The sequence below is a fragment of the Vibrio sp. MACH09 genome (genome assembly GCF_033238805.1).
Taxonomy (GTDB): Bacteria; Pseudomonadota; Gammaproteobacteria; order Enterobacterales; family Vibrionaceae; genus Vibrio.
In genome coordinates this window covers 2931257-2955491 of record NZ_BSFZ01000001.1, presented here as the reverse complement: position 1 = coordinate 2955491, position 24235 = coordinate 2931257, and the positions used below count along the sequence as shown (strand labels likewise).

The 24235-nt window shown below is 42.3% G+C and carries 24 protein-coding genes; 10 read left to right on the top strand and 14 right to left on the bottom strand.

Annotation, left to right across the window (positions count from 1 at the left end; genetic code table 11):
* Positions 1–32 precede the first annotated feature (32 nt).
* On the top strand, positions 33–761 hold the full coding sequence (locus tag CHJ_RS13205; protein WP_317917896.1) for a pseudouridine synthase: 729 nt from the start codon (positions 33–35) through the stop codon (positions 759–761).
* Positions 762–782: 21 nt separating this feature from the next.
* Here the strand turns inward: CHJ_RS13205 and CHJ_RS13200 are convergent, their stop codons facing one another.
* From CHJ_RS13200 to argR, 4 genes are all read right to left on the bottom strand, one after another.
* Positions 783–1220: a universal stress protein gene (locus CHJ_RS13200; protein WP_171754220.1), complete on the bottom strand. Its 438-nt coding sequence runs from the start codon at positions 1218–1220 to the stop codon at positions 783–785.
* Between the two features lie 101 nt (positions 1221–1321).
* On the bottom strand, positions 1322–3901 hold the full coding sequence (locus CHJ_RS13195) for a TRAP transporter permease (RefSeq protein WP_317917895.1): 2580 nt from the start codon (positions 3899–3901) through the stop codon (positions 1322–1324).
* 249 nt (positions 3902–4150) lie between these two features.
* Complete coding sequence (locus CHJ_RS13190; protein ID WP_171754222.1) at positions 4151–5119, bottom strand: TAXI family TRAP transporter solute-binding subunit; 969 nt, start codon at positions 5117–5119, stop codon at positions 4151–4153.
* A 356-nt stretch (positions 5120–5475) separates the two neighbouring features.
* Positions 5476–5946, bottom strand: coding sequence for a transcriptional regulator ArgR (gene argR / locus CHJ_RS13185; RefSeq protein ID WP_171754223.1), 471 nt, complete (start codon positions 5944–5946; stop codon positions 5476–5478).
* A 339-nt stretch (positions 5947–6285) separates the two neighbouring features.
* On the opposite strand from argR, the gene mdh reads away from it, so the two are divergent.
* Positions 6286–7221: a malate dehydrogenase gene (mdh, locus tag CHJ_RS13180; RefSeq protein WP_171754224.1), complete on the top strand. Its 936-nt coding sequence runs from the start codon at positions 6286–6288 to the stop codon at positions 7219–7221.
* A 76-nt stretch (positions 7222–7297) separates the two neighbouring features.
* On the opposite strand, the gene ispB is transcribed toward mdh, so the two are convergent.
* Positions 7298–8269 carry an octaprenyl diphosphate synthase gene (ispB, locus tag CHJ_RS13175; RefSeq protein WP_171754225.1) on the bottom strand — a complete coding sequence of 324 codons (972 nt, stop codon included), beginning with the start codon at positions 8267–8269 and terminating at the stop codon, positions 7298–7300.
* 273 nt (positions 8270–8542) lie between these two features.
* Between ispB and rplU the strand changes: the two genes are divergently transcribed.
* From rplU to folA, 7 genes are all read left to right on the top strand, one after another.
* Positions 8543–8854, top strand: coding sequence for a 50S ribosomal protein L21 (gene rplU, locus CHJ_RS13170; protein ID WP_171754226.1), 312 nt, complete (start codon positions 8543–8545; stop codon positions 8852–8854).
* 21 nt (positions 8855–8875) lie between these two features.
* Positions 8876–9133, top strand: a complete 258-nt coding sequence (gene rpmA, locus CHJ_RS13165) for a 50S ribosomal protein L27 (RefSeq protein ID WP_171754227.1) — start codon at positions 8876–8878, stop codon at positions 9131–9133.
* A 195-nt stretch (positions 9134–9328) separates the two neighbouring features.
* Positions 9329–9787: an IS200/IS605 family transposase gene (gene tnpA / locus CHJ_RS13160; RefSeq protein ID WP_317917278.1), complete on the top strand. Its 459-nt coding sequence runs from the start codon at positions 9329–9331 to the stop codon at positions 9785–9787.
* Positions 9788–10137: 350 nt separating this feature from the next.
* Entirely contained in the window at positions 10138–11310 is a 1173-nt protein-coding gene (gene cgtA, locus CHJ_RS13155; RefSeq protein WP_317917894.1) for an Obg family GTPase CgtA, read from the top strand.
* Positions 11311–11621: 311 nt separating this feature from the next.
* Positions 11622–12407: a threonine/serine exporter ThrE family protein gene (locus tag CHJ_RS13150; RefSeq protein WP_317917893.1), complete on the top strand. Its 786-nt coding sequence runs from the start codon at positions 11622–11624 to the stop codon at positions 12405–12407.
* A complete protein-coding gene (locus CHJ_RS13145) occupies positions 12389–12871 on the top strand; it encodes a threonine/serine exporter family protein (RefSeq protein ID WP_171754230.1) in 483 nt (160 codons plus the stop codon). Before CHJ_RS13150 ends, CHJ_RS13145 begins: the two co-directional genes overlap by 19 nt.
* Positions 12872–12923: 52 nt before the next feature.
* Positions 12924–13406 (top strand): type 3 dihydrofolate reductase, encoded by a 483-nt coding sequence (gene folA, locus CHJ_RS13140; protein ID WP_317917892.1) that lies wholly within the window; start codon positions 12924–12926, stop codon positions 13404–13406.
* A 53-nt stretch (positions 13407–13459) separates the two neighbouring features.
* Here folA and CHJ_RS13135 read toward each other — a convergent pair whose 3' ends face one another.
* From CHJ_RS13135 to lptD, 6 genes are all read right to left on the bottom strand, one after another.
* Positions 13460–14269, bottom strand: a complete 810-nt coding sequence (locus CHJ_RS13135; RefSeq protein ID WP_317917891.1) for a symmetrical bis(5'-nucleosyl)-tetraphosphatase — start codon at positions 14267–14269, stop codon at positions 13460–13462.
* 62 nt (positions 14270–14331) lie between these two features.
* Positions 14332–14712 carry a Co2+/Mg2+ efflux protein ApaG gene (gene apaG / locus CHJ_RS13130; RefSeq protein WP_317917890.1) on the bottom strand — a complete coding sequence of 127 codons (381 nt, stop codon included), beginning with the start codon at positions 14710–14712 and terminating at the stop codon, positions 14332–14334.
* A gap of 24 nt (positions 14713–14736) precedes the next feature.
* Positions 14737–15540 carry a 16S rRNA (adenine(1518)-N(6)/adenine(1519)-N(6))-dimethyltransferase RsmA gene (rsmA, locus tag CHJ_RS13125; protein WP_171754234.1) on the bottom strand — a complete coding sequence of 268 codons (804 nt, stop codon included), beginning with the start codon at positions 15538–15540 and terminating at the stop codon, positions 14737–14739.
* The gene (gene pdxA / locus CHJ_RS13120) at positions 15537–16532 is read right to left on the bottom strand and encodes a 4-hydroxythreonine-4-phosphate dehydrogenase PdxA (RefSeq protein WP_317917889.1); all 996 of its coding nucleotides are present in this window, start codon (positions 16530–16532) and stop codon (positions 15537–15539) included. The genes rsmA and pdxA overlap by 4 nt, the downstream gene beginning before the upstream one ends.
* Positions 16533–16549: 17 nt before the next feature.
* Entirely contained in the window at positions 16550–17842 is a 1293-nt protein-coding gene (gene surA, locus CHJ_RS13115; RefSeq protein WP_317917888.1) for a peptidylprolyl isomerase SurA, read from the bottom strand.
* Positions 17843–17859: 17 nt separating this feature from the next.
* Entirely contained in the window at positions 17860–20187 is a 2328-nt protein-coding gene (gene lptD, locus CHJ_RS13110; RefSeq protein WP_317917887.1) for an LPS assembly protein LptD, read from the bottom strand.
* A 150-nt stretch (positions 20188–20337) separates the two neighbouring features.
* On the opposite strand from lptD, the gene djlA reads away from it, so the two are divergent.
* On the top strand, positions 20338–21186 hold the full coding sequence (djlA, locus tag CHJ_RS13105; RefSeq protein ID WP_171754810.1) for a co-chaperone DjlA: 849 nt from the start codon (positions 20338–20340) through the stop codon (positions 21184–21186).
* Between the two features lie 73 nt (positions 21187–21259).
* Here djlA and CHJ_RS13100 read toward each other — a convergent pair whose 3' ends face one another.
* The 3 genes from CHJ_RS13100 to leuC form a co-directional block, all read right to left on the bottom strand.
* The gene (locus tag CHJ_RS13100) at positions 21260–22045 is read right to left on the bottom strand and encodes a DUF547 domain-containing protein (RefSeq protein ID WP_317917886.1); all 786 of its coding nucleotides are present in this window, start codon (positions 22043–22045) and stop codon (positions 21260–21262) included.
* A gap of 160 nt (positions 22046–22205) precedes the next feature.
* The gene (leuD, locus tag CHJ_RS13095; protein WP_317917885.1) at positions 22206–22808 is read right to left on the bottom strand and encodes a 3-isopropylmalate dehydratase small subunit; all 603 of its coding nucleotides are present in this window, start codon (positions 22806–22808) and stop codon (positions 22206–22208) included.
* Between the two features lie 11 nt (positions 22809–22819).
* Positions 22820–24232 (bottom strand): 3-isopropylmalate dehydratase large subunit, encoded by a 1413-nt coding sequence (leuC, locus tag CHJ_RS13090; protein ID WP_317917884.1) that lies wholly within the window; start codon positions 24230–24232, stop codon positions 22820–22822.
* Positions 24233–24235 lie beyond the last annotated feature (3 nt).

Genomic DNA, 24235 nt, shown 5'->3' with positions numbered 1-24235 from the left:
TTTATTGTTAACAAAGTGAAATTTTTTCTACCATGATCGATTACAAACCTTCAGGCGCACCGATTGAAATATGCTATCAAGATGAGGCAATTCTTGTTGCTAATAAACCCGCTGGATTACTTTCTGTACCAGGGCGTTTAGCAGAGCATTATGACAGTTTATGGAGTCGGCTGTTGGTTGATTTCCCTAACATTCAAGTGGTTCATCGGTTAGATATGGCGACGTCAGGATTGATGCTGTTGGCGTTAAATAAAGATGCAGAACGTCATTTGAAAAAACAGTTTCAATATCGACTAACCCATAAAGTCTACTATGCCCGTGTATGGGGAGAGGTAGAGAATGACGAAGGACTGATAGATCTTCCGTTAATATGTGACTGGCCAAATAGACCGAGACAGAAAGTGTGTTATGAGCATGGTAAGCCTTCTCAAACCCGTTATCAGGTCGTTTGCAGAGAGGGTGAGACCAGTTTGGTTCGTCTATTACCCATTACTGGACGCTCGCATCAACTAAGAGTTCATATGATGGCGCTCGGTTATCCTATCGTCGGTGATGAATTTTATGCCAATGAAGAGGCGAGGGAGTATTCAGAAAGATTACAGTTACACTCTACGGAGTTGAGTTTTTATCATCCGGAAAATGATCAGTTAACAGTGCAGTTTGTCGAGTGTGAGTTTTACAAACAAGCTAAGCCAGAAGTGTTGCAACATTTTTCTTCTGCCGCAACACTGCCTGATTATAAACAGTTAGCACAACTGTAGTTGTACTCACTGTGTCACTATCTATCCTTGCGGTTTAACGACCAAAACGTTGATCGGTGAGTTCTGTACCACTTTGCTAGCAACAGACCCCAGTACGACTTTGTCCACTTTAGAACGCTTATGGCTAGGCATGACGATAAGATCTGCGCCAAGCTTAACCGCATATTTAAGAATGGTGGCATAAGGCTTACCTTCTGCTACGTGAGTTTTATAGATAACATCTTCTTTAATATGTGTTTCAGCAAACTTTTGTAACTGATTTTTCACATCCGTTTTCATCTGTTTTGCTGCATCTTTAGGGAAGTAGGTCGCAACCATCGACATATGTATTCCCGGTAACACTGTGAGCAAATGTACTTCTGCATTGGAGTTCTTTGCATGCCATACTGCTAACTCAACAGCTCTATCTGAAAAGCCTTTATCATTAAGATCTACTGGAACAAGGATCTGTTTATACATTTTTATATTCTCATTATGGGGGGGAAGAGCGGTTCGCTCTAAAGCATCCCTTTCCGGTAAAATAGCGGAACCAATATCGTTACTATTGGTTCCAACCCCTTCTACGCGCGAAGTTCATCCTTACTTGCGCGACGTCTCTGATTAAAGCCTAGACCAATGAGCAATAGCATTGCAGGTAAAAATACCCACTCTTTCATTGGGCGTTCTGCATCTATTATTACAGACTGAATCTCCCAATCAAAATCGATACCTGCGGACTCTGCAGGGCTACCAAACTCGACCATATCGACAATCATTTTGCCGTCTGATTCTAGTAGCATTAGCCCCATCGAAGATATCCGTTCATCCGCTGTTTCAGCATGATCATCAAATGGTAACAGTACCGTTCTCTCTAGATAATTACCTTCTAAGTTTTCACCAGAGACACGAAGTTCAAGTGATTGTCCCACATCGAGATTTTCAGTAATTTGAGCTATCTCAACTCCTGGATGAAGTTCTTTTTCAGGATAAAGCATATCCCACCAAAAACCGGGACGGAAGAAGGTGAAGGTGAGAGCAAGAAGTAATAGCGTTTCCCACCATTTGTTTTTAGTGAACCACCAACCTTGTGTTGCTGCTGAGAATATCAACATCGCCAAGGTGGCTGACAGTACAGTCAGCAGCAAGTGCCACCAAGTATCAATGCCCATCATCAATAACTGGGTATTGAAAACAAACATGAACGGTAATATCGCGGTTCGGATATCGTAGGTGAAGCCTTGAATACCGGTTCTTATTGGATCAGATTTTGCGATTGCTGCGGCAGCAAAAGCGGCCAGACCAACAGGTGGCGTGTCATCCGCCAAGATACCGAAGTAAAAGACAAATAGGTGAACGGCGATTAACGGAATTATTAACCCGTGAGCAGCACCAAGAGTCACAATGACTGGGGCCATTAGCGTTGAGACAACAATGTAGTTGGCGGTAGTGGGTAAACCCATACCAAGAACCAAGCTAATTACGGCGGTAAACAATAACATCAGAATAACGCTACCACCGGATATAAACTCGACAAAGTCAGTCATCACTAAGCCGATTCCCGTTAAGGTGACTACTCCAACAACGGTTCCTGCCGCTGCGGTTGCTACCCCGATACCGATCATATTACGAGCACCTGAAACCAAGCTTTCAGAAAGGTCGATAAATCCTCGTTTTATCTCCGTTTTTAAATCACCTTCTTTAGCAAAAAAGGCCAACAACGGACGTTGAGTGATCAAAATAAAGATCATAAATACCGTTGCCCAGAAAGCGGATAATCCTGGTGAGAAGCGCTCTACGGTTAGACACCAGACTAATACCACGATTGGCAGTAAGAAATGTAAACCTGATTTGATGGTTGGCCCTGCGTCAGGTACTTCGATGAGTTCTTCATCGATAGACATTTGAGCATGCTCGCTGTAAGCCGCAGAGATGCGAACCAGAGCAATATATGCCAGTAACAGAGCGACAGTCACAATTGGGGTTGCTGCTGCACCAAATACGTCTTTAGTCCAACCTACACCGTAATATACAGCGGCACTTATTACACACAGTCCCAATATGGTGCCACTGAAAGACAACAAGCTATGAATAAACTTAGGTGTATGACGACGAGGAAGACCGGTCATCCCTGCTTTACAAGCTTCTAGGTGAACAATATAGAGTAAAGCGATATAAGAAATTAACGCAGGAAGTAGGGCGGCTTTAATTACTTCAACATAGGAAATACCGACATACTCCACCATTAAGAAAGCTGCGGCTCCCATAATTGGTGGTGTTAGCTGACCATTTGTAGAGGCGGCGACTTCAACAGCTCCCGCTTTGGTTCCCGGGAAACCAACTCGCTTCATCAACGGAATGGTGAAGGTACCAGTGGTCACTACGTTTGCAATGGAAGAACCTGAAACTAAGCCGGATAGACCTGAAGCGACAACAGCAGCTTTTGCTGGGCCACCACGCATATGTCCAAGTAGTGAAAATGCGACTTTTATAAAGTAAGCGCCGGCACCTGCTCGTTCTAGCATGGCACCAAATAGTACAAACAAAAATACAAACGAGGTTGATACGCCTAATGCAACACCGAATACCCCTTCAGTGGTTAACCATAAGTGCGACATGGCCTTATTTAGGCTTGCCCCTTTATGCGCGATAACATCAGGCATGTATGGGCCAGCAAAGGTATAAGTTAGGAATACAGCAGCAACCACCATCAGTGGTGGCCCTAAAGCTCTGCGTGTTGCTTCTAATAGCAGTATCATACCGATAACAGCAGCAACAATATCCGGAGTGGTTGGTGCACCAGAACGGTCAGCGAGCTCGGCGTAAAATATGTAGATATACGCTGCAGAAAAACTACCCGCAAGCGCTAGAGCCCAATCAATGAGTGGAACTTTGTCCCTCGGGGAGTTGGATAACGCTGGATAGGCAGTAAATGCTAAGAAAATAGCAAATGTTAAGTGAATAGATCGCGCTTGGGTGTCATTAAGGACACCAAAATCAAAAATAAACGGTAGCGGAGAGGCATACCAAAGTTGGAATAGTGACCAGCAAAGTGGGACAAACCATAAAATACGTCCAGAGATACCGGCAGGGTTTCTGGCTCCAGTGTCAGCTTGTGCCACCATTTCTTGCACATCGGGAGACGGTTTGGTTGTCTGCGTCATGTACTTTATCCTTATATTTGATGGTCGTTTATCCGAAAACCAAAATTACTTAAAAATTAACTATAGATAATTTTAGGATAGACCTGTCAGTATCGCTTAAATTATCGTGTTTGTTTTGGCTGTGAATAAAACTAAATGTTGAAGAATCTGAAAAATATTATGGTGTTATAGAGCGGCTATTTTGCTCTTACTATAAATTGATAAGGAGGCGTTAGCCTCCTTAGTATAAGCAATAATTTGATAAATCAATTACTTAAGTAAACCAACTTCTTTGTAGTATTTTTCTGCACCTGGGTGAAGAGGGATAGAAAGACCTGCTTTTACCATCTCTTCTTTTTTCAGGTTAGCAAAGGCTGGGTGTAAACGTTTGAATGTATCAAAGTTTTCAAAAACAGCTTTAGCTAGGTTATAGGCTACTTCGTCAGAAACGTCAGTTGTTGTTACCATAGTTGCTGCTACACCGAAGCTGTTCACTTCACCTTCTGTACCGCGGTAAGTTCCTGCTGGTAGAGATGTGTATGCATAGTATGGGTTTTGTGAAACGATTTTATCAATTTCAGCACCTGTTGCTGATACAAGTTTTGCATCACAAGAGGTTGTTGCTTCTTTGATTGATCCATTTGGGTGACCAACCATGTAGATAAATGCGTCAATTTTGTTATCACAAAGAGCTTGTGAACGCTCAGATCCTTTCAACTCTGAAGCGAGTTTAAAGCTATCATTGGTCCAGCCAAATGCATCCATAACAACACCCATTGTAGCGCGGTCACCCGAACCTGGGTTACCAATATTCACGCGTTTGCCTTTTAAATCAGCAACGTTGTTAATACCAGAATCTGCGCGAGCAATGATGTTAAATGGTTCTGTGTGAAGAGAGAACATTGAACGAAGTTTTTTGTACGGACCTTGAGCTTCAAATTTGCTTGAACCATTGTATCCGTGGAACTGCCAATCAGACTGAACAACACCAAAATCTAGTTCACCAGCACGAATAGTGTTGATGTTGTAGATAGAACCGCCAGTTGATTCTACTGAACAGCGAATGTTGTGCTCTTTGCGGCCTTTATTTACTAGCTTACAAATTGCACCACCTGTTGGGTAGTAGACACCAGTTACTGAACCGGTACCGATGGTAATGAAATCTTGAGCGGAAACAGCTCCAGCTCCCATTACTGCGGCGGCAATTGCGCCAACTTGGACAAATTTTTTAAATGCCATGAACTTTCCTTCCTTATATTCATTGTGAACCCCGCAGCGAGCTATACGTCGTTGTTTACTAAGCATAGTAAATGCAGGAGTTTCCTGTTTGGAAACGGCATCTTTTTCAATCCATATCTTGAAAAAGTGGCCGCATAATAGCAAAAAAATGGCATGAAATTATATGAAAGCGTGAATCGATAGGAGGAACAACTGGGCTACTAAGGTCTAATATAGGAAATAATTTGTTAATAATGTTAAAAAAATCAGTCACTTATTTAAATGACTGATTTCTGTAAAGCGATTATTGATTCTGTGAATTTGATCACGGAATAAAAACGAAGTTCTGAATTGTAAGAAAAATCGCTTTTTTTGCTCTATCCGGTGTATTCAAACAGTGTGCAAACCGAATCAAATAGTTGCTTGGTGGTAACGTTAAGTGTCGGCGTAATGAAGATAGTGTCATCACCTGCAACGACGCCTAAAATACCTTCTGATTTACCTAGTGAGTCAAGTAAACGAGCGATAAGTTGGGCAGCTCCTGGCCCAGTATGGATAACTACAATTGCATTGTTGTGGTCGATATCAAGAACCAACTCACGTAGTGGACTAGATGTTGTTGGCACACCTAGTTCTGCAGGGAGGCAGTAAACCATTTCCATTTTTGCATTTCGAGTACGAACAGCACCAAACTTAGTCAGCATTCGAGAGACTTTGGATTGGTTGATATTCTCAAAACCTTCATGTTTGAGGGCATCAACAATTTCACCTTGAGATCCAAAGCGTTCTTCTTTTAGCAGTGCTTTAAAGGCTCTAACTAAATTATCTTGTTTATCTGTATTGCGCATGATCGATAGTTTCAATGGTAATAATGAGGTTTTTGCATTTTCTCACATTAGTTGCAATTTCAGCAAATATTCACCATAAATTTGTTGCCCCTGTCACTGATCAGACAACTCGTTAATCGTGATTGCGTAACATAATTGTTACAATAGTATTTCAAGCTAAGGTTCAGATTTCAATGCGACTTTTGTAGCACGTACTAGATGAGGTGCGCGACGTCGCAAAGCTGACGTTAATTAATTGTAATCAAACCATGATTCATTTAATTTCTTCTTATGCAAGTAAAACAAAAGAATTAGAAACCCTACACAAACTTTAATCTTAAAATCTCAAGGAGAACTACTATGAAAGTAGCCGTTATTGGAGCCGCAGGAGGCATTGGACAAGCATTAGCTTTATTACTTAAAAATCGCTTGCCAGCTGGTTCTGATTTAGCCCTTTATGATATTGCACCTGTAACACCGGGTGTCGCTGCTGATTTAAGCCATATCCCTACGCCTGTTTCTATCAAAGGTTACGCTGGTGAAGACCCATCACCTGCCCTTGAAGGCGCAGATGTTGTTCTTATCTCTGCTGGTGTTGCTCGCAAGCCTGGAATGGATCGTGCTGATCTGTTCAATGTGAATGCTGGCATCGTTAAATCTTTGGCAGAAAAAATTGCAGTGGTATGTCCAAAAGCTTTAGTGGGTATTATTACTAACCCAGTAAACACAACGGTACCTATTGCAGCAGAAGTGTTGAAGAAGGCGGGTGTATATGACAAGCGTCGTCTATTTGGTGTGACGACTCTGGATGTTATCCGTTCAGAAACGTTTGTTGCAGAACTAAAAGATAAAGATCCAGGTGACATTCGTGTTCCTGTTATTGGTGGTCACTCTGGTGTGACAATTCTTCCTCTACTGTCTCAAGTTAAAGGCGTAGAGTTTACCGATGAAGAAATTGCAGCATTGACTGTTCGTATCCAAAATGCAGGTACCGAAGTTGTTGAAGCAAAAGCGGGCGGTGGCTCTGCAACACTTTCAATGGGTCAAGCGGCATGTCGTTTTGGTATCTCATTGGTGAAAGCACTAAATGGCGAAGAGAACGTTGTTGAGTGTGCTTATGTTGAAGGCCCTGGAGACCATACTCGTTTCTTTGCTCAGCCAGTTAAATTAGGCAAAGAGGGCGTTGAAGAAGTACTTAGCTACGGTGAGCTAAGTGCATTTGAAAAAGATGCTCTTGATGGCATGATGGATACTCTAAACGGCGATATTGTTAAAGGCGAAGAGTTCGCGAAATAATATCTACCATCTAAAAGAAAAGGTCAGACTGCTTATAGTCTGACCTTTTTTGGTTTTGTTCTCTGCTTATTTATTACTACTTATTTCGCTTAACCGCCAAATGTGCAAGAGCGATTAAGGCTTCTTTATATTCAGAGTCAGGAACGACGGACAGCTCAGCAATGGCTTTATCTGCTTCTTTATAAGCCAGTTCGGTGGTGTATTGCAGTGAGCCTGTTTGTTCCATTGCTTTAAGAATGTAATCCAGCTTATCCATACCGTTTGCTTTCTCTATCGCCTCACGAATAACCTGTTGCTGTTCTTCGTTGCCATTTCTCATTGCGTATAATAGAGGCAGAGTAGGTTTTCCTTCGGCCAGATCATCGCCAACATTTTTGCCCATCTCTTTACCATCCGCGGTGTAGTCGAGTACATCGTCAATAAGCTGGAATGCTGTGCCAAGATATTTACCGTAGTTTTGTAAGGCGACTTCTATTTCTTCTGAAGAGTCCGTCAATATCGCACCAATTTGGGTCGCGGCTTCGAATAGTCTTGCGGTCTTAGAGTAGATGACCTGCATATAGCTCTCTTCGCTAGTATCAGGATCATTACAGTTGATCAACTGCTGAACTTCGCCTTCAGCGATGACATTTACTGCTTCACTCATTAACGCGAGGATCTTTAAAGATCCTAAGCTGGTCATCATCTGGAAGGAGCGGGTGTATATATAGTCGCCCACTAATACACTTGCTGCATTACCAAACGCTTCATTGGCGGTTGCTTTTCCTCTGCGCATATCCGATTCGTCAACTACGTCATCATGAAGAAGGGTTGCGGTATGGATAAACTCAACAAAAGCTGCGGCCATTGTGTGATCTTTTCCTTGGTAACCTAATGCTTTGGCAGAAAGAATCGCCAGAAGCGGTCTCAGGCGTTTTCCGCCACCGCTGACAATATAAAAGCCCAATTGGTTAATTAAAGTGACTTCAGAGTTAAGTTGAGCTTGAATTATCTCATTTACTTTTGCCATATCATTGGCTGTAAGCGCTTGGATAGCTTTAAAATCCATGTTAGTTCCGGCTGAGGTTAACCTATATAAGGCTTTAGTGATTGTAATTTTTGATAGATTTTACACTAAAAAACATTGATAAATACATAATTCGTAGGCATGATCCTCCCACTTTCCATTGGCGATTAGCATTTCGCCAATTTTTTAAAAATATGGCTTGTCATGGGACGTTCATTCACGTAGAATCTGCGCCCTATTGATGATTAGTTTAGCGCACACCCGAAATGCTTGAATTTGATAGCAAAAGGCTGTGCGGAAAAAGCGGAGTAAAAAATGTACGCTGTTTTCCAATCTGGTGGTAAACAACACCGAGTAAGCGAAGGTCAAACCCTTCGTTTAGAAAAATTAGACGTTGAAACTGGCGCAACAGTTGAGTTCGATACTGTTCTTATGGTTGCTAATGGCGAAGAAATCGCTGTTGGTGCACCTCTTGTTGAGGGCGGTAAAGTAACTGCGGAAGTGGTTAAGCACGGACGTGGCGATAAAGTTAAAATCGTTAAGTTCCGTCGTCGTAAGCACTCTCGTAAACAACAAGGCCACCGTCAGTGGTTCACTGAAGTGAAAATCACTGGCATCAGCGCTTAATTCGGTTAGGAGAGATATACAATGGCACACAAAAAAGCTGGCGGTTCTACTCGTAACGGTCGTGATTCAGAAAGTAAACGTCTTGGTGTCAAGCGTTTCGGTGGTGAATCAGTTCTAGCGGGTAACATCATCGTTCGTCAACGTGGTACTAAGTTCCACGCTGGCACTAACGTTGGTATCGGTAAAGACCATACTCTTTTCGCTCTATCTGAAGGTAAAGTGAAATTCGAAGTTAAAGGTCCTAAAAACCGTAAGTTCGTAAGCATTGAAACTGAGTAATTTGGTTTCACGCTGAATTTAAAAGCCCTGCCGATTAGGCGGGGTTTTTTATTGTATATAGAAAACCCCCAGCTAGGCTGGGGGTTCCGTTAAGCTTACAGCTATAAGTCAGTTATAAAACCCCTTTCAATTTGTTAAAAACACCTTGTGGTCTGGCAACTACAAGAGTTAAACAAAAATTGAAAGGGGGTCCCAATGGGGGACGAAAAGAGCTTAGCGCACACGCGCTGGAATTGTAAGTATCATGTAGTCTTCGCACCGAAGTATAGAAGACGAGTGTTCTATGGAGAAAAGCGAAGGGTTATAGGAGAGATATTAAGAAAGCTATGTGAATGGAAAAATGTGAACATTATTGAAGCAGAGTGTTGTGCAGATCATATCCATATGCTTTTAGAAATACCGCCCAAAATGAGTGTTTCATCGTTTATGGGATACTTAAAAGGAAAAAGCAGTTTGATGCTATATGAGCGGTTTGGAAACATGAAGTTCCAGTACAGAAACCGAGAATTTTGGTGTCGAGGGTACTATGTAGATACAGCTGGTAAAAACACCCGCAAGATACAAGATTACATAAAGCATCAACTAGAGCAGGATAAAATGGGAGAGCAATTGTCGATCCCGTATTCAGGTAGCCCGTTTACGGGTCGCAAGTAACAGTAATATGCAAATGTCAGATCATTATGCGCCTGTTAGGGCGCTGCCAGTAGGAGAGCCTTATAGGCGCATATGAAAAACCTCCGGCTATGCCGGAGGATGTTTTTTTTATATGAGCTGGGTTTTATTGAAACAGACCAAAAGCATAAAGAAAGAGATACTATTCGCGTCTCTTTCTTTATGTTTTATTAGGCAGATAGCATTGGATCTCAGGTGATCGATCTGATTGGTGTTTGGATCTGCTAAAATTAGGTTATCTAGATCATGGCAGATTATTTGTGGATCAAATAACTGAAATGATTGGTCAGTATCAAAAGAGAGTGATACTGCCCCCCTGTGTGGAGTAAAAAATGAAATTCGTTGATGAAGCAGTTGTTAAAGTAGAAGCGGGTGATGGCGGTAGTGGCATTGTTAGCTTCTGGCGTGAAAAGTTTATAACCAAAGGCGGCCCTGATGGTGGTGATGGTGGTGATGGTGGTGATGTCTACATTCTCGCTGACGAAAACCTAAATACACTTATCGATTATCGTTTTCAGCGTTTTTATGCTGCTGAGCGTGGTAAAAATGGCAGCGGTGGTAATTGCACAGGTAAGCGCGGCCAGGATATCGTCATGAAAGTACCCGTAGGTACACGAGCTGTTGATATTCATACCAATGAAGTGGTTGGCGAAGTCGCCGAGCATGGCAAAAAAATTATGGTCGCAAAAGGTGGCTGGCATGGTTTAGGCAATACACGCTTTAAATCTTCAGTTAACCGTGCTCCTCGTCAAAAAACCTTAGGCACAAAAGGTGAAGTTAGAGAACTTCGTTTGGAGCTACTGTTATTGGCTGATGTCGGTATGCTTGGTCTGCCTAATGCTGGAAAATCAACATTTATTCGTTCTGTTTCAGCAGCGAAGCCAAAAGTAGCGGACTATCCGTTTACGACTCTTATTCCTAGTTTAGGGGTTGTGAGTGTGGTTCCTGAAAAGAGTTTTGTGGTTGCGGATATTCCGGGACTTATAGAGGGTGCTGCTGATGGCGCGGGTTTAGGCATCCGTTTCTTAAAGCACTTAGAGCGCTGTCGAGTATTGCTGCATATGATCGATATCTTGCCAATTGATGGCAGTGATCCTGTACAAAATGCACTAACAATAATCGACGAGTTAGAGCAATACAGTGAAAAAGTATCTCAAAAGCCGCGCTGGTTAGTATTTAACAAAACAGACCTGATGCCTGAAGAAGAGGCTGATGAGAAGATCAATGAGATCATAGAAGCGCTAGGTTGGGAAGATCGCTACTTCAAAATTTCAGCTGTGAATAAGCAAGGTACCAAAGAGCTTTGCTACAAATTAGCTGACTTTATGGAATCACTTCCGAGAGAAGAGATAGAACAGTCTGAAGAAGAGAAAGTCGACTTTATGTGGGATGATTATCATAAAGATGCGATGTCTGGAAAAGATGTGGTTACTGAAGACGACTGGGATGATGATTGGGATGACGACGATGAAGATGACGGCCACGTTATCTACGTTCGTGACTGATAAATAAGATTGATAAAAACCGCAATAATCCATTGCGGTTTTTTTATTTTTATTTATATATAATCAATCGGTTATTTAACCTAAAGCACGGCTTATCTGGTCAGTATGAACTCGAATTGGCGAATCGCTTAAGAGAGCCGGAGCGCTTAGAAAATGGTTCTCTTAGCCCACTTGCGTTTGATCCTCAGGTCGCTTTCTTTTCATGGAATTAGGATTCTGTATTGACTGAAGAGTGAATAGAGTCCATCGGTTTAAATTAGATAACTAGGTTAGTAAATTAGTTGGTTAAGTGCAGAGAGTTGGGAGGCTTAATGGAAGAGCAAATAGCTCAGGAAGAGAAGCAGAGAACCTTGTCACGATTGGTCGCACAAGCGGGACAGATGTTATTGGCTCATGGTGCAGAGAGTACTTTGGTCAATGATATTATGTGCCGTATGGGGAAAGCTGGAGGAGCGGACGAGGTTGAAGTCTCCTTGTCTGCGAGTTCGTTAGTTGTGACGACCTTTATTGACGATCGTTGTATGACAACCACGCGACGCTGTGCGGATCGTGGTATTAATATGCGTGTGATAACCCAAATTCAACGCATCTGTATCATGATGGAAAAGGGCGTGCTTAACGCTGCTCTTGCGGCGAACCGTCTCAATCAAATAAACCCAGAACGGTATAACCGTTGGTTAGTGGTGGTGATGATTGGTTTATCGTGTGCCTGTTTTAGTCATTTAGCTGGTGGAGATTGGTCAGTCTTTTCTGTCACATTTTTAGCTTCCTCTATCGGTATGATCGTTAGGCAAGAGATCGGTCATCGTCATTTCAATCCACTGCTTAATTTCGCTGTTACTGCATTTGTGACGACATTGATCTCTGCTCAGGCGGTTATTTATGATATTGGCAATCAGCCGTTTATCGCCATGGCGTCGTCGGTATTAATGTTGGTTCCAGGTTTTCCTTTGATTAACTCTGTCTCTGACATTGTTAAAGGGTATATCAATATGGGTATTGCGCGTTTTGTTATGGGGAGCATGCTGACGTTAGCGACTTCCTTGGGTATCGTTGGTGCAATGACATTAGCGGGTGTATGGGGATGGGTCAGTTAATGGAAATATTACTCGCACTGATAAACGATATGTTTTTTGCCGCTATCCCAGCGGTGGGGTTTGCATTGGTCTTTAATGTTCCACAAAAGGCGCTCATTTATTGCGCGGTTGGTGGCGCATTAGGACACGGCGCACGGTTTATGATGATGGAATTTGGTATTCCGATTGAGTGGGCGACTTTTTTTGCCGCGACAATGGTCGGTATGATTGGTGTGCACTGGTCTCATAAGTTTTTAGCTCATCCAAAAGTATTTACTGTCGCCGCATTAATTCCTATGATTCCCGGGGTGTATGCCTTTAAAGCTATGATTGCTCTGGTGGAGATCAATCATTTAGGCTACACGCCTGAATTACTGTCTATTTTGATGGAAAACTTTTTGAAAGCCATGTTTATGATAGCGGGTTTGGCGATTGGTTTAGCAATGCCTGGTCTGCTATTTTACCGTCGTCGTCCCGTAGTATGATGGAATTTGATAAGACAATTTGTCGGCTAGAGTCAATGAAAAGGGTAAGTGAATGAAAATTAGTATGATCGCTGCGATGGCCAAAAATCGCATTATTGGTATCGATAACCAAATGCCTTGGCATTTACCCGCTGACTTTGCTTGGTTTAAACGTTGTACTTTAGGTAAGCCTGTCATTATGGGACGAAAAACGTTTGAATCCATCGGGCGACCACTTCCAGGAAGAGATAACATTGTTATTAGCCGCGATGCTAATTTAACATTTGATGGCGTTATGATGGTGGCTTCAATAGAAGATGCTTTTCAACAGGTTAGAGATGCTGAAGAAGTGATGATTATTGGCGGAGGATCCATTTATCAAGCGTGTTTACCACAAGCAGAACGACTTTATTTGACGCATATTGATTTGGACGTTAACGGTGATACCCAATTTCCAGACTGGGGAGAAAGTTGGAGTGAGAGTTTCTCTGAGTGCTATAAAGCGGATGAGAAAAATCGCTACGATATGAGATTTACTATTCTAGATAAGAAGTAGCTCGGTTTACTGCATACGATGGAGAGTGTGTGTCGACGTTCTGTTGTCACACACTATTTCTGTAAGCTTTGTTGAGTAAAAAAGGTTTTGTCTTCCCAGCGAATCATGGTGAGTTCGCCTCCCCAAACGCAACCTGTGTCCAATCCAATGACGTCTTTGCGCTGACAGCCCATTAGTGCAGCCCAGTGTCCAAATAAGATCGTTTTCTTTACCTTTTTCCTATTTTTAATTTTAAACCAAGGAATCAGCTCATCTTTATTGATCTCGCTGGGAGGTTGTTTGCAGAGCATATCTAAACGCCCGTCTGCAAAGCAGTATCGCATTCGGGTAAAGGCGTTGATGATATAGCGATGGCGTTCAATACCTTGTAGCTTGTTACTCCAGAGATCTGGAGTATTTGAATACATCTCTGCAATAAGCGCTGGCCAATTGTCACCTTTTAGAATCTCTTCTACTTCCTGTGCAGCTGCCCGAGCTCGTTTTAAATTCCACTGCGGTGAAATACCTGCATGACAGACGACAAAATCATCATGCTCAGCCATTAAAGGCTGCTTACGAAGCCAATCCATTAGCTCGTCTTTATCGTCGGCAGAGAAAATATTTCCGGTTTTGTCTTTTTTCTTCGCAGGGTGGATCCCTAACGAAATCGCAAGCAGGTGCAGATCGTGGTTACCTAGTACAGTAATGGCTGAGCGACCAAGGGACTTTACAAATCGAAGTGTTTCTAGCGATTTAGGGCCTCGAGCGACTAAATCTCCGGCAAACCATATAGTGTCATGCTTTGGCGAAAAATCGGCTTTTTTTAGTAGTTGCTGTAATTCATCGAAACAGCCTTGTATATCTCCGACTATATAGTTCGCCACAGTATCTCTCTATCTGCTGGTAAGTGTGTTGCTTGATTAAGCGCTGATTAACAGTGTGATCGCTAATTAAGTATATTGGGAATGGCTAAGCTAAATGGCTCTACAACGCAGTTAAACTCTTCGCCATGTTGATCTTGCATAACATACAGCCCTTGCATGGAGCCTACTGGTGTTTCAATGGCTGTTGCACTGGTATAGGTGTATTCATCGTATGCGTCAATAATAGGTTGCTGTCCGACCACTCCTTCCCCTTCTACCGTTAGCTGCTTTCCGTTAGAGTCTGTAATGACCCAACGTCGCTCCATCAATTGAACTTGTTGATTGCTGAGGTTTTTAATTGTAATGATGTAGGCGAATATATAGCGGTTCTTATCTGGTTGAGATTGCTCGGCTATATACTTGCTATGAACCTGACATTTTACACAAGGCTGAGTAACATCCATGTTAACCTCATTACGTTTCGATTGTTATCTGTCTGCGTCTAACCAGTTTGCCATATCGACAAACTGCTTAAGTGTTAAGTTTTCTGGCCTCATTGATGGGTTGACGCCTAAGCTCTCCAACGTCTCAGTATCCAGCAAGCCTTTGTAGCAATTTCTTACGGTTTTTCTGCGTTGATTAAAACCATCTCGGCATACTTTGTCCAGCCACTTCAAGCTGGTCGCTGGGTGAGGTAACTCTTCATAAGGAGAGAGTCGTACAACCGCAGAATCTACTTTTGGTGGCGGCACAAATGCGGTCGGTGGTACCTCTAGTACTGGGGTTACTTTACAGAAGTACTGTGCCATAACCGTTAAGCGTCCGTACGCTTTCGTACCCGGTCCTGCTGCAAGTCTATTAACGACTTCTTTTTGCAACATAAAATGCATATCCTGAATTTCTTTATGAAATTCGAATAAGTGAAACATGAGTGGCGTAGAAATATTGTAAGGCAAATTTCCAAATATGCGCAGTTTGTTGTTTGGCTTAACCAGTTGAGTAAAATCGAACTTCATCGCATCACCTTCGTGTATGGTGAGTTTTGAAGCTAAATCAGGGTGATTACGTAAGCGCTCAGCAAGGTCTCGGTCTAATTCAATAACCGTGAACTTATCGACTTCTTTTCCTACTGGCTCTGTAATGGCTCCTAAGCCGGGACCAATCTCGACCAAGTTTTGTCCGGGTCTTGGATTGATAGCAGAAACGATGCCATCAATAATATATGGATCATTTAGGAAGTTTTGACCAAAACGTTTACGCGCTTTGTGTCCTAAGTGGACATCATTTCTCATTTTTTCTTCTCAACTAATTCAATTGCGTATTGTAGAGCTGTTTGGAAACTTCCTGTATCCGCTTGCCCTGTTGCTGCTAGATCTAGTGCAGTACCATGATCAACAGATGTTCTTATAAAGGGTAGACCAAGAGTAATATTAACTGAACGTCCAAAGCCTTTGTATTTTAAAACTGGCAGCACTTGGTCGTGATACATACCTAATACAGTGTCAGCTTGTTGCAGATACTTTTCGTTAAAAATTGTGTCTGCGGGAAGTGGACCTACAATATCAAAACCACTTTCATCTCTGAGTTTGTTCAGAGTTGGTGTAATGGTTTTTATCTCTTCATCTCCCAAACAACCATCTTCACCCGCATGTGGATTGAGTCCACAAACAAATATTTTAGGCTGTTTAATAGCGAACTTAGTGACTAAATCGCTATGAAGGATGCGGATTATACTCTCTAGACGCTCTGCTGTAACGGCTTTTGAAATATAATTAAGAGGCAGATGGGTTGTCACCAATGCCACTCTTAATCCTTCTGTAGCCAGCATCATGACAACTAGAGGAGTGTTTGACTTCTCGGCAAAAAATTCAGTATGACCACTAAACGCAACACCTGCCCGATTAATTATGCCTTTATGAACCGGACCGGTAACTACTGCGTCAAACTCGCCGTCCATGCAGCCATATGTTGCTCTTTCTAACGTTTTAAGAACATAGTGGCCATTGTTCTCATTTAATTGTCCGGCAACAACGGGTTGCGCTGTCGCAATATGATCAACAATTAGCGTGCCTGCTTGCTGCGGTATTGTTGGCATATCTCTCTGGTAGTCTATGAGCTCAACATCAATAGCTAATTCTTTTGCTCGTTGAGCCAGTAATTGTTTGTCGGCACAGACAACAATTTGGTGATGCCAATTATGTTGAGATAGAGCGAGAACGAGATCGGGGCCTATACCGGCGGGTTCGCCCGCCGTTACGATGATTTTTTTACTGTTATTTATCATAGTTGTGTCGATCACTGTTATTCTGCACTATTGTCATCGTTGAGATATTCAACGAAGGCACTTGCTCTCATCTCTTGAATCCAAGTGGATGCTTCTTCATTAAATTTACGATTAAAGAGAATTCTATAAGCTTTGTTTTTCTGTGCAGAATCGGTTTTATCAACCTCACGGCGATCGAGTACTTCTACAATGTGCCAGCCATGAACGGTTTTAAAAGGTTCACTGATTTCACCAATCGGTAGTGTTTCAATTTGATGTTTGAATTCTGGAACATATAGCTCTGGTGTTTGATAGCCCAACTCACCATTTTGTGCGGCAGAACCAGGATCTTGGCTGTATTGAGTGGCCAATTGTGCAAAATCGCTTTCACCAGAATTGATCTTCTCAATGTAGTTATTTAGTTTTCGCTTAGCGCCTTCATCACTGAGAATTACCGACGTTTTAATCAAAATATGTCGAGCATTTACTTCTGTGACCGCAACGGTCTCCAGACCTTTAACTCCCTCTATTTTCAGGATATGTAAGCCAACGCCACTTCTAAAAGGACCAATGATTGAGCCTGCTCCTTGGGTGGTGATTTGATCAGCAAAAATAGTTGGCATCTCTTCTTTTCTCATCCAACCCCAGTTTCCCCCTTCTAGCGCTTTTGGGCCATTGGAGTAAGTGATTGCCATCTTAGAAAAGTCATCACCTTGCTTTAACTGCTCAGCAATGTTATTTGCTTGGGTTTCAATCGCCTGCTTATCTACTCCATCATCAAACTTGAGTTGGATGTGCTGGATATTATACTCAACAGTGGCATTGTTTTGCTGTGAAAGCTGTCCTGATAAGGTGTCTACTTCTGCTGGTAAGATATTGATTCTTCTGCGAACAAGCGCATTTCTTGCTTCAGAGATAGCGATCTCTTTGCGTATCTGCTCACGAAAATCAGCATAGGCAATATCATCTTCTTTTAGCGAAGCACGTAACTGCTCAAGTGACTTATTGTTTTCTTTAGCAATATTCTGTAGTGCACGATCAAGTTGGTTGTCATCAATTCGAATACCTAAACGTTCTGCTTCTTGAAACTGAATGGTATCTAAAATTAATTTATCAATTACCTGCTCTCGTAATATAGAGGCGTCAGGTAGTTCTTGTCCTTGGTTTTCGGCATTGCTCTTAAAGGTTTTAAGTGCACCGTTGATATCGCTTTTTAAAATAACGCCATCATTAACAATAACGGCAACACCGTCCAACTCTACTGGTGCGGTATACCCGATAGCAGGCATTAAACAAGATAAAGCGAATAGAGCGTGTTTCCACATTTTCATTGATGTATCCAAAATCATTAATTATTTAAATAGAATGGGCGGCCATAACCCAGTGAAGCACTAGAGCTATCAAGCCCCAACTGATTAGACGATAGATTAGAGCCAAATCCAGTAATACCAAAATTCACACTGAATTTTTTCTGATACTGAGGATCCCCGACCCCGATCTCAGGCCAGCTATAAAGTTGGTTACTGTATGACATACCAATGTACCAACAATCGCTGTGATAAGTTAAGCCACTTAGCCATTCCAGATCGACACTTTCGTTTAAATCGTAAAAGTATTGACCATTAAAACGCCATTTAGGATTAAAGGTATATCCGGTGATAAAGCCTGCCTGATTGATGCCTTTTCGGGTGTACTTGTTAATATCATCGTTATTAGAAAACTGAACATTTTTACTAATATAGTCCAGAGATACGTAGCGATAGCTTAACTGGCTAAAGCCTTTGGCATACTTATATTCCAGTGTGCTGTCCGCTAATTGGACATCTGATGAGGCAGTATCGTACTGGAATCCACCTTGGTAGAAGTAACGATCATCATAGTTAAATTCAGTCTCTAGTGCCCAGGCAGAGTATGACGAGGTCTTTTCACTTGAAATGGTGTTGTTGTAAGAGTCGTCGATATAGATTATTTGACCAAATGAGATGTTCATTCTTTCACGATAGTTGCTATCGTAAAAACGAGATGATGCGCCATAACTTATCTGGTTTGCAGGGGATATTCTATCCACGCCACTGAATTTTTGGCTACGGAATAAACCATGGTAATCCGTTTGCAGTTCAGTGGTGTCATAACCGGCATAGATATCTGATTGTTCAACATCTTTTACATAAAGGTATTGAGCTTGAGGCTCAAGCGTCTGGGTGTACCCTTGGAACAGGCCATTCTCATTTTCAAGAACAATACCCGTGTGGACTCTCAACTGAGGCACTGTTCGTGAAGCTTTCTCTTTCAAGTTTTTGTTCACACCAGTGAGAGGCACACCATCTAAATCTTGTTGGTAGTAGGTTTGATACAGTTTGGCTTCAGTGGTGATTGAACCCCATGTTGTTGTCAGCGGTAAAGCTAACGTTGGCTCTAAATGGGTTCGAGTGGCTGACGGGTTTTCAGTGTTGTCGGTTTCAAATCGACTAACATGACTTTTAAAATTAAAATCCAGATTAGAGTAGAAGTGCGGTGCGTAATAGTTAAAAGCAAATTGTGGCATCAAACGGTAAGGGGTACTATCTGCTGATAATACTTGGAAGTCACGTACTCTTAATGTGCTGTCCCAGTTGTTGGAACGATAAGAGACTTCGCCTGATTGCAATAATTGACCATCTTCTCGGCTACCTATGCTGGAGCTTAAGTCAGTAAAGTAGCTTATATCGCTGACTTTTGAGTAGTTAATATCCACTTTCCATGCTTCAGAGAAGATGCCTGTGTGACGCCAGTTATAGCCCCATCGAGCCCCTTCATCAGGATGCGCTCTATCATCTGCTAGGTATTCAGAATCCAGTGTGCCTTCACCTAAAACTGTAAGATAACGAAACTCGGATTCTAATTGAGTACCACGTTTCTCCATATAGTTAAACGTCGTGGTAAGATCGTAGTTTGGTGCAATATTCCAATATATTGGTGCAGTGAAACTAAAACCGTCTCGTGTATCTAGCGAGAAACCGGGGTAGAGAAATCCAGTTTTTCTGGTATCACCAATCGGAACCGTTAAATAGGGTAGATAGAAAACGGGGATCTGAGCAATCTCAACTCTCGGGTTGAAAAAGGTCGCTTCCTCTTCTTCTTGGTCTATTTCTATGGATGATGCAGTTAACCGCCAAGAGTTGTCCCCTTCGGGACAAGAGGTAAGAGATCCATCTTCAAGTTCATAAAATTTCTTGCCTGAACGATAGATAACTTCCGCTTCACCGCGACCAGCATCACATAGAAACTGGTACTTAGCTTTTTCTAAAGTGGCTTCACTGGTTGTCAAATTGGTTGTCGCTTTATCAGATATTGTTTTAACCTGACCGTCGGAAAAACTCACATTACCTTCAGCAACCACGGTATCATCTTTCTGATGAAGGGTGACTTTATCAGCGGTAATGCGTTTATTTCCTTGTACAACGACCACATCACCCTCATAGGTCGCTTTGTCGCCATTTATACCTTCAAGGGCATTCGCTTCGACCACAATGGGGATATCATTGTTATTTTTTGGTGATGAGTCAGGAATCAAGCATTGATCTGACATGGGCATTTCCTGCACACTATTAGGTTCAGGAGTTTCTGCATGAGTAACTGGCACTAACATAGCAGCACTTATTGATGTAGCGAGAAGAGTGCGAGGAAAAAGTAGCATCGAGTTTAACTATCCTGTGTAACTTGATTCAGTCAGAGGTCAAATAGACCCAATCTGGAAAAAAACGTTCCTTATAATAAAGGAATTTGCGGCGACAGACACTATCTGACATCGATAGACGGCAAAAAATTCATAGTTGAGAGCACAATAATGCACATTTTTGGCAAGATTTTAGGTTTATTTTTCGGTTATCTGTTTGGAGGACCATTTGGTGCTCTGTTTGGTGTTTTTCTTGGACATCAATTTGATAAAGCAAGAAGGTTGAGTCAGGCCGGGTTTCGCGCCTCTAGTGCTTTCTCTGGTGGACCCAATCAAGCAGAACGTCAGGCTGAGTTTTTTAAGGCTGCATTTGCGGTTATGGGGCACGTAGCGAAAGCAAAAGGCCAAGTGACCAAAGAAGAAATTCAGTTAGCCAGCATCATGATGGATAAGATGAATCTACATGGTGAGCAACGAAAAGCCGCTCAAAATGCCTTTCGTGATGGTAAATCCTCAGATTTTCCGTTGAACGAAACGTTGGAAAAAGTGCGAATTTCAGCGGCAGGCCGATTTGATTTATTGCAATTTTTCTTGGAGTTACAGATCTCCTCTGCTTTCGCGGATGGCGAGTTGCATCCGACAGAGCGAAATGTTCTGCATGCCATCGCGAAAGGGTTAGGATTTTCTCCTCAGCAATTGGATCAGCGATTACAGATGCAAGAAGCCGCCTACCGCTTTAGACGAGAAGGTGGTGGCGATTGGCAAGGACAACAAGGTGGAGCATGGCAGCAGGCGACGACCGCTGATCAGCTTAATGATGCTTATAAAGTTCTCGGTATTAGTAATAATGCAGAGTCGAAAGAGATTAAGCGAGCTTATCGTAAATTAATGAACGAGCATCACCCTGATAAGTTAGTGGCCAAAGGCTTGCCGCCAGAAATGATGGAAGTTGCTAAGCAAAAAGCGCAAGAAATTCAGTCTGCCTACGATGTAATCAAAAAAGAGAAAGGGATTAAGTAACAGAGCAAGCGATCAATAGTGAATGATGTAGCCGGTAGAAGAGTCAAGAGTATTCTACCGGCTTAGTTTTTTATTAATTCTTTATTTCGTTGAGCGACCAGTCATAGTGGTACTCGATATTATTGAGTGTACTAGGCAGATCGGAGCGGTACTGTTTTAAATGCTCAAGTACATTCTCTTCTCCGCCAAAATCACTAGCAAACCATTCATAAATTGAAGAGAGCTGACTTTTCTTATCTGTAATTAAGACACCTTTGTCACTATTAATAAATTCATTTGCCGCTTTTGTTAATAGTGCATCGCTGTTGGTCGCGGTAAAGGCTTTCTCTTGTAGGTTTGGACAGCCTAAACTGGCGCAATTGACGGCGTAATGTGTTCTAGGATCATTCCAGATAGGACGTAAAATTCGGTGTTCAATATCATTGAGTGTTAACGCTTTTCCATCTATTTCTACGACCTCGTCACCCCAAGGGCCAAAGCTAAATATTCCGCCAAGTTTAGTAATGGACTTCAGTGGGTAATTGGCAAGAATGACATCAACCGTTATCGCATTATAAAGGTTGACCCAATATGGATATTGTTGTGCTCTATTTAACGTTTTAGGGGGAATCGCAGCAAGGTCTGCGATATAACCTTTAAGCTGTTGCTTATCATCTTTAGTTACGTTTTGATAGCGAACTAAACTATATTCCCCTTCATTCACTAGATAGCGATCTAAGAAGTTTTGCCATGCTTGATGGTCTACCACGATAGAGCTGAGTGGATCGTGACTATTCCAATAGTCCCATAAATCAGACTTTGGCGCGGAAAAAACCACACTAGGAAGCAGAGTAAAAAATAATATCAGTAAGCGAGCCATATTTGAGCCATAAGTTGTTGCACATATTGTGAACATATAGACAGAGGATAAGCTATATTTCTTTCATATTATTATAATGATAGGGTTTGAGAGGGAAAATCAGTGGAATGACTGTCAGCTCTCACGAATAAAAGAGCCGACAGTAAACGGTTAGAGGCTATTACTGCATAAAGTCAGCAATAGCGTTTTCGTATTGAGCTATTTTTTCTTCGTGTTGCAGTGTTAAGCCAATATTATCCAAACCATTTAGTAAGCAGTGACGACGAAAATCGTCAATTTCAAATGAGTAAGTTTTGCCATTAGCTTCAACTTTCATAGACTCTAGATCAACGGTGATTTCGGCGGCATCGTGATTTTCAACAAAGGTGAAAATCTCATCAACCTGTTGCTCTGTAAGACGTACAGGGATCATCTGGTTGTTGATTGAGTTGCCATAAAAAATATCCGCGAAGCTCGGAGCTATCATCACCTTTATTCCATAATCCGCTAATGCCCAAGGCGCATGCTCACGCGAAGAACCACAGCCAAAGTTTTCTCTTGCTAACAGAATAGATGCGCCATCATAGCGAGGTTGGTTCATAACAAATTCAGGGTTAGGCTGTTTTCCTGCATCATCTAGAAAGCGCCAATCATGAAAAAGATGCTGACCAAATCCAAGACGCGTTACTTTTTGCAAAAACTGTTTTGGAATAATGGCGTCGGTATCAATATTCGCCAAATCCAAAGGAACAACTAAGCCGGTGTGGTTTTTAAATCCTGACATTGATTTGCTCCTTATGCTTGCAACGTTCTGATATCAACAAAATGTCCAGCAATTGCTGCGGCTGCGGCCATTGCGGGGCTAACAAGGTGGGTACGTCCGTCTCTTCCTTGGCGTCCTTCAAAGTTACGGTTACTGGTTGAAGCGCAACGTTCATGAGGCCCAAGTCGGTCGTTGTTCATGGCTAAACACATAGAACAACCGGGTAATCGCCATTCGAAACCCGCGGCAATGAAGATTTTATCTAACCCCTCTTGTTCAGCTTGGGCCTTCACTTGCTCTGAACCCGGAACAATTAGAGCTTGAACATGTTCGGCTACTTTCTGGCCTTTCGCTATTGCCGCCGCAGCACGCATATCTTCTATACGAGAGTTGGTGCACGAACCCACAAATACTTTATCTACTTTATAGTCAGACAGCATTTTACCGGCTTCTAGACCCATGTAAGCCAATGCTTTCTCGGCAGATGCTTTTTCAACTTGATCGCTAAACTGATCAGGAGATGGAATCGGAGTATCAACCGCGATAACTTGGCCTGGATTGGTGCCCCATGTGACTTGAGGTTTTATGTCGGCAGCGTTAAGTGTCACTACGTGATCAAACTCTGCGTCAGGATCACTTTTCAGTGATGACCAGTATTCGACCGCAGCATCCCAAGAGGCACCTTTTGGTGCAAACTTACGATCTTTTATATAGTCAAATGTGGTTTGATCTGGAGCGATCAATCCCGCTTTTGCTCCTAACTCAATGGCCATATTACATACGGTCATTCTTCCTTCCATAGAGAGATCAGTAATCGCTTCACCACAGAACTCTACTACGTATCCTGTTCCGCCAGCAGCGGTGGTTTTACCTATAATAGCTAAAACAATATCTTTGGCAGTAATACCATCAGCAACCTTACCTTGAACCTCTATCTTCATGGTTTTAGCGCGAGCTTGCTTAAGAGTTTGGGTAGCGAGAACGTGCTCAACTTCAGAAGTACCAATACCAAACGCTATAGAACCAAATGCACCATGAGTGGCGGTATGAGAGTCGCCACAAACAATGGTCATTCCTGGTAATGTGATGCCTAGTTCAGGGCCCATGACATGGACAATACCCTGATATTTATGATTAATGTCATACAGGGTGACGCCGAACTCTTGACAGTTTTTTGCTAGCGTTTCCATCTGGATACGTGCCATTTCACCCGAGGCATTGATATCTTTTGTGGTTGTCGAGACATTGTGATCCATAGTGGCGAACGTTTTGCCTAACTGACGAACCTTTCGTCCTTTTTCTCTTAAACCATCAAATGCTTGAGGGGAGGTAACTTCATGAACTAAGTGGCGATCAATATAAAGGATTGGGTTTTCACCTTTCGCCTCGACGGCCACATGAGCGTCGTAGATTTTCTCATAAAGAGTTTTTGTATTATTAGCCATTGC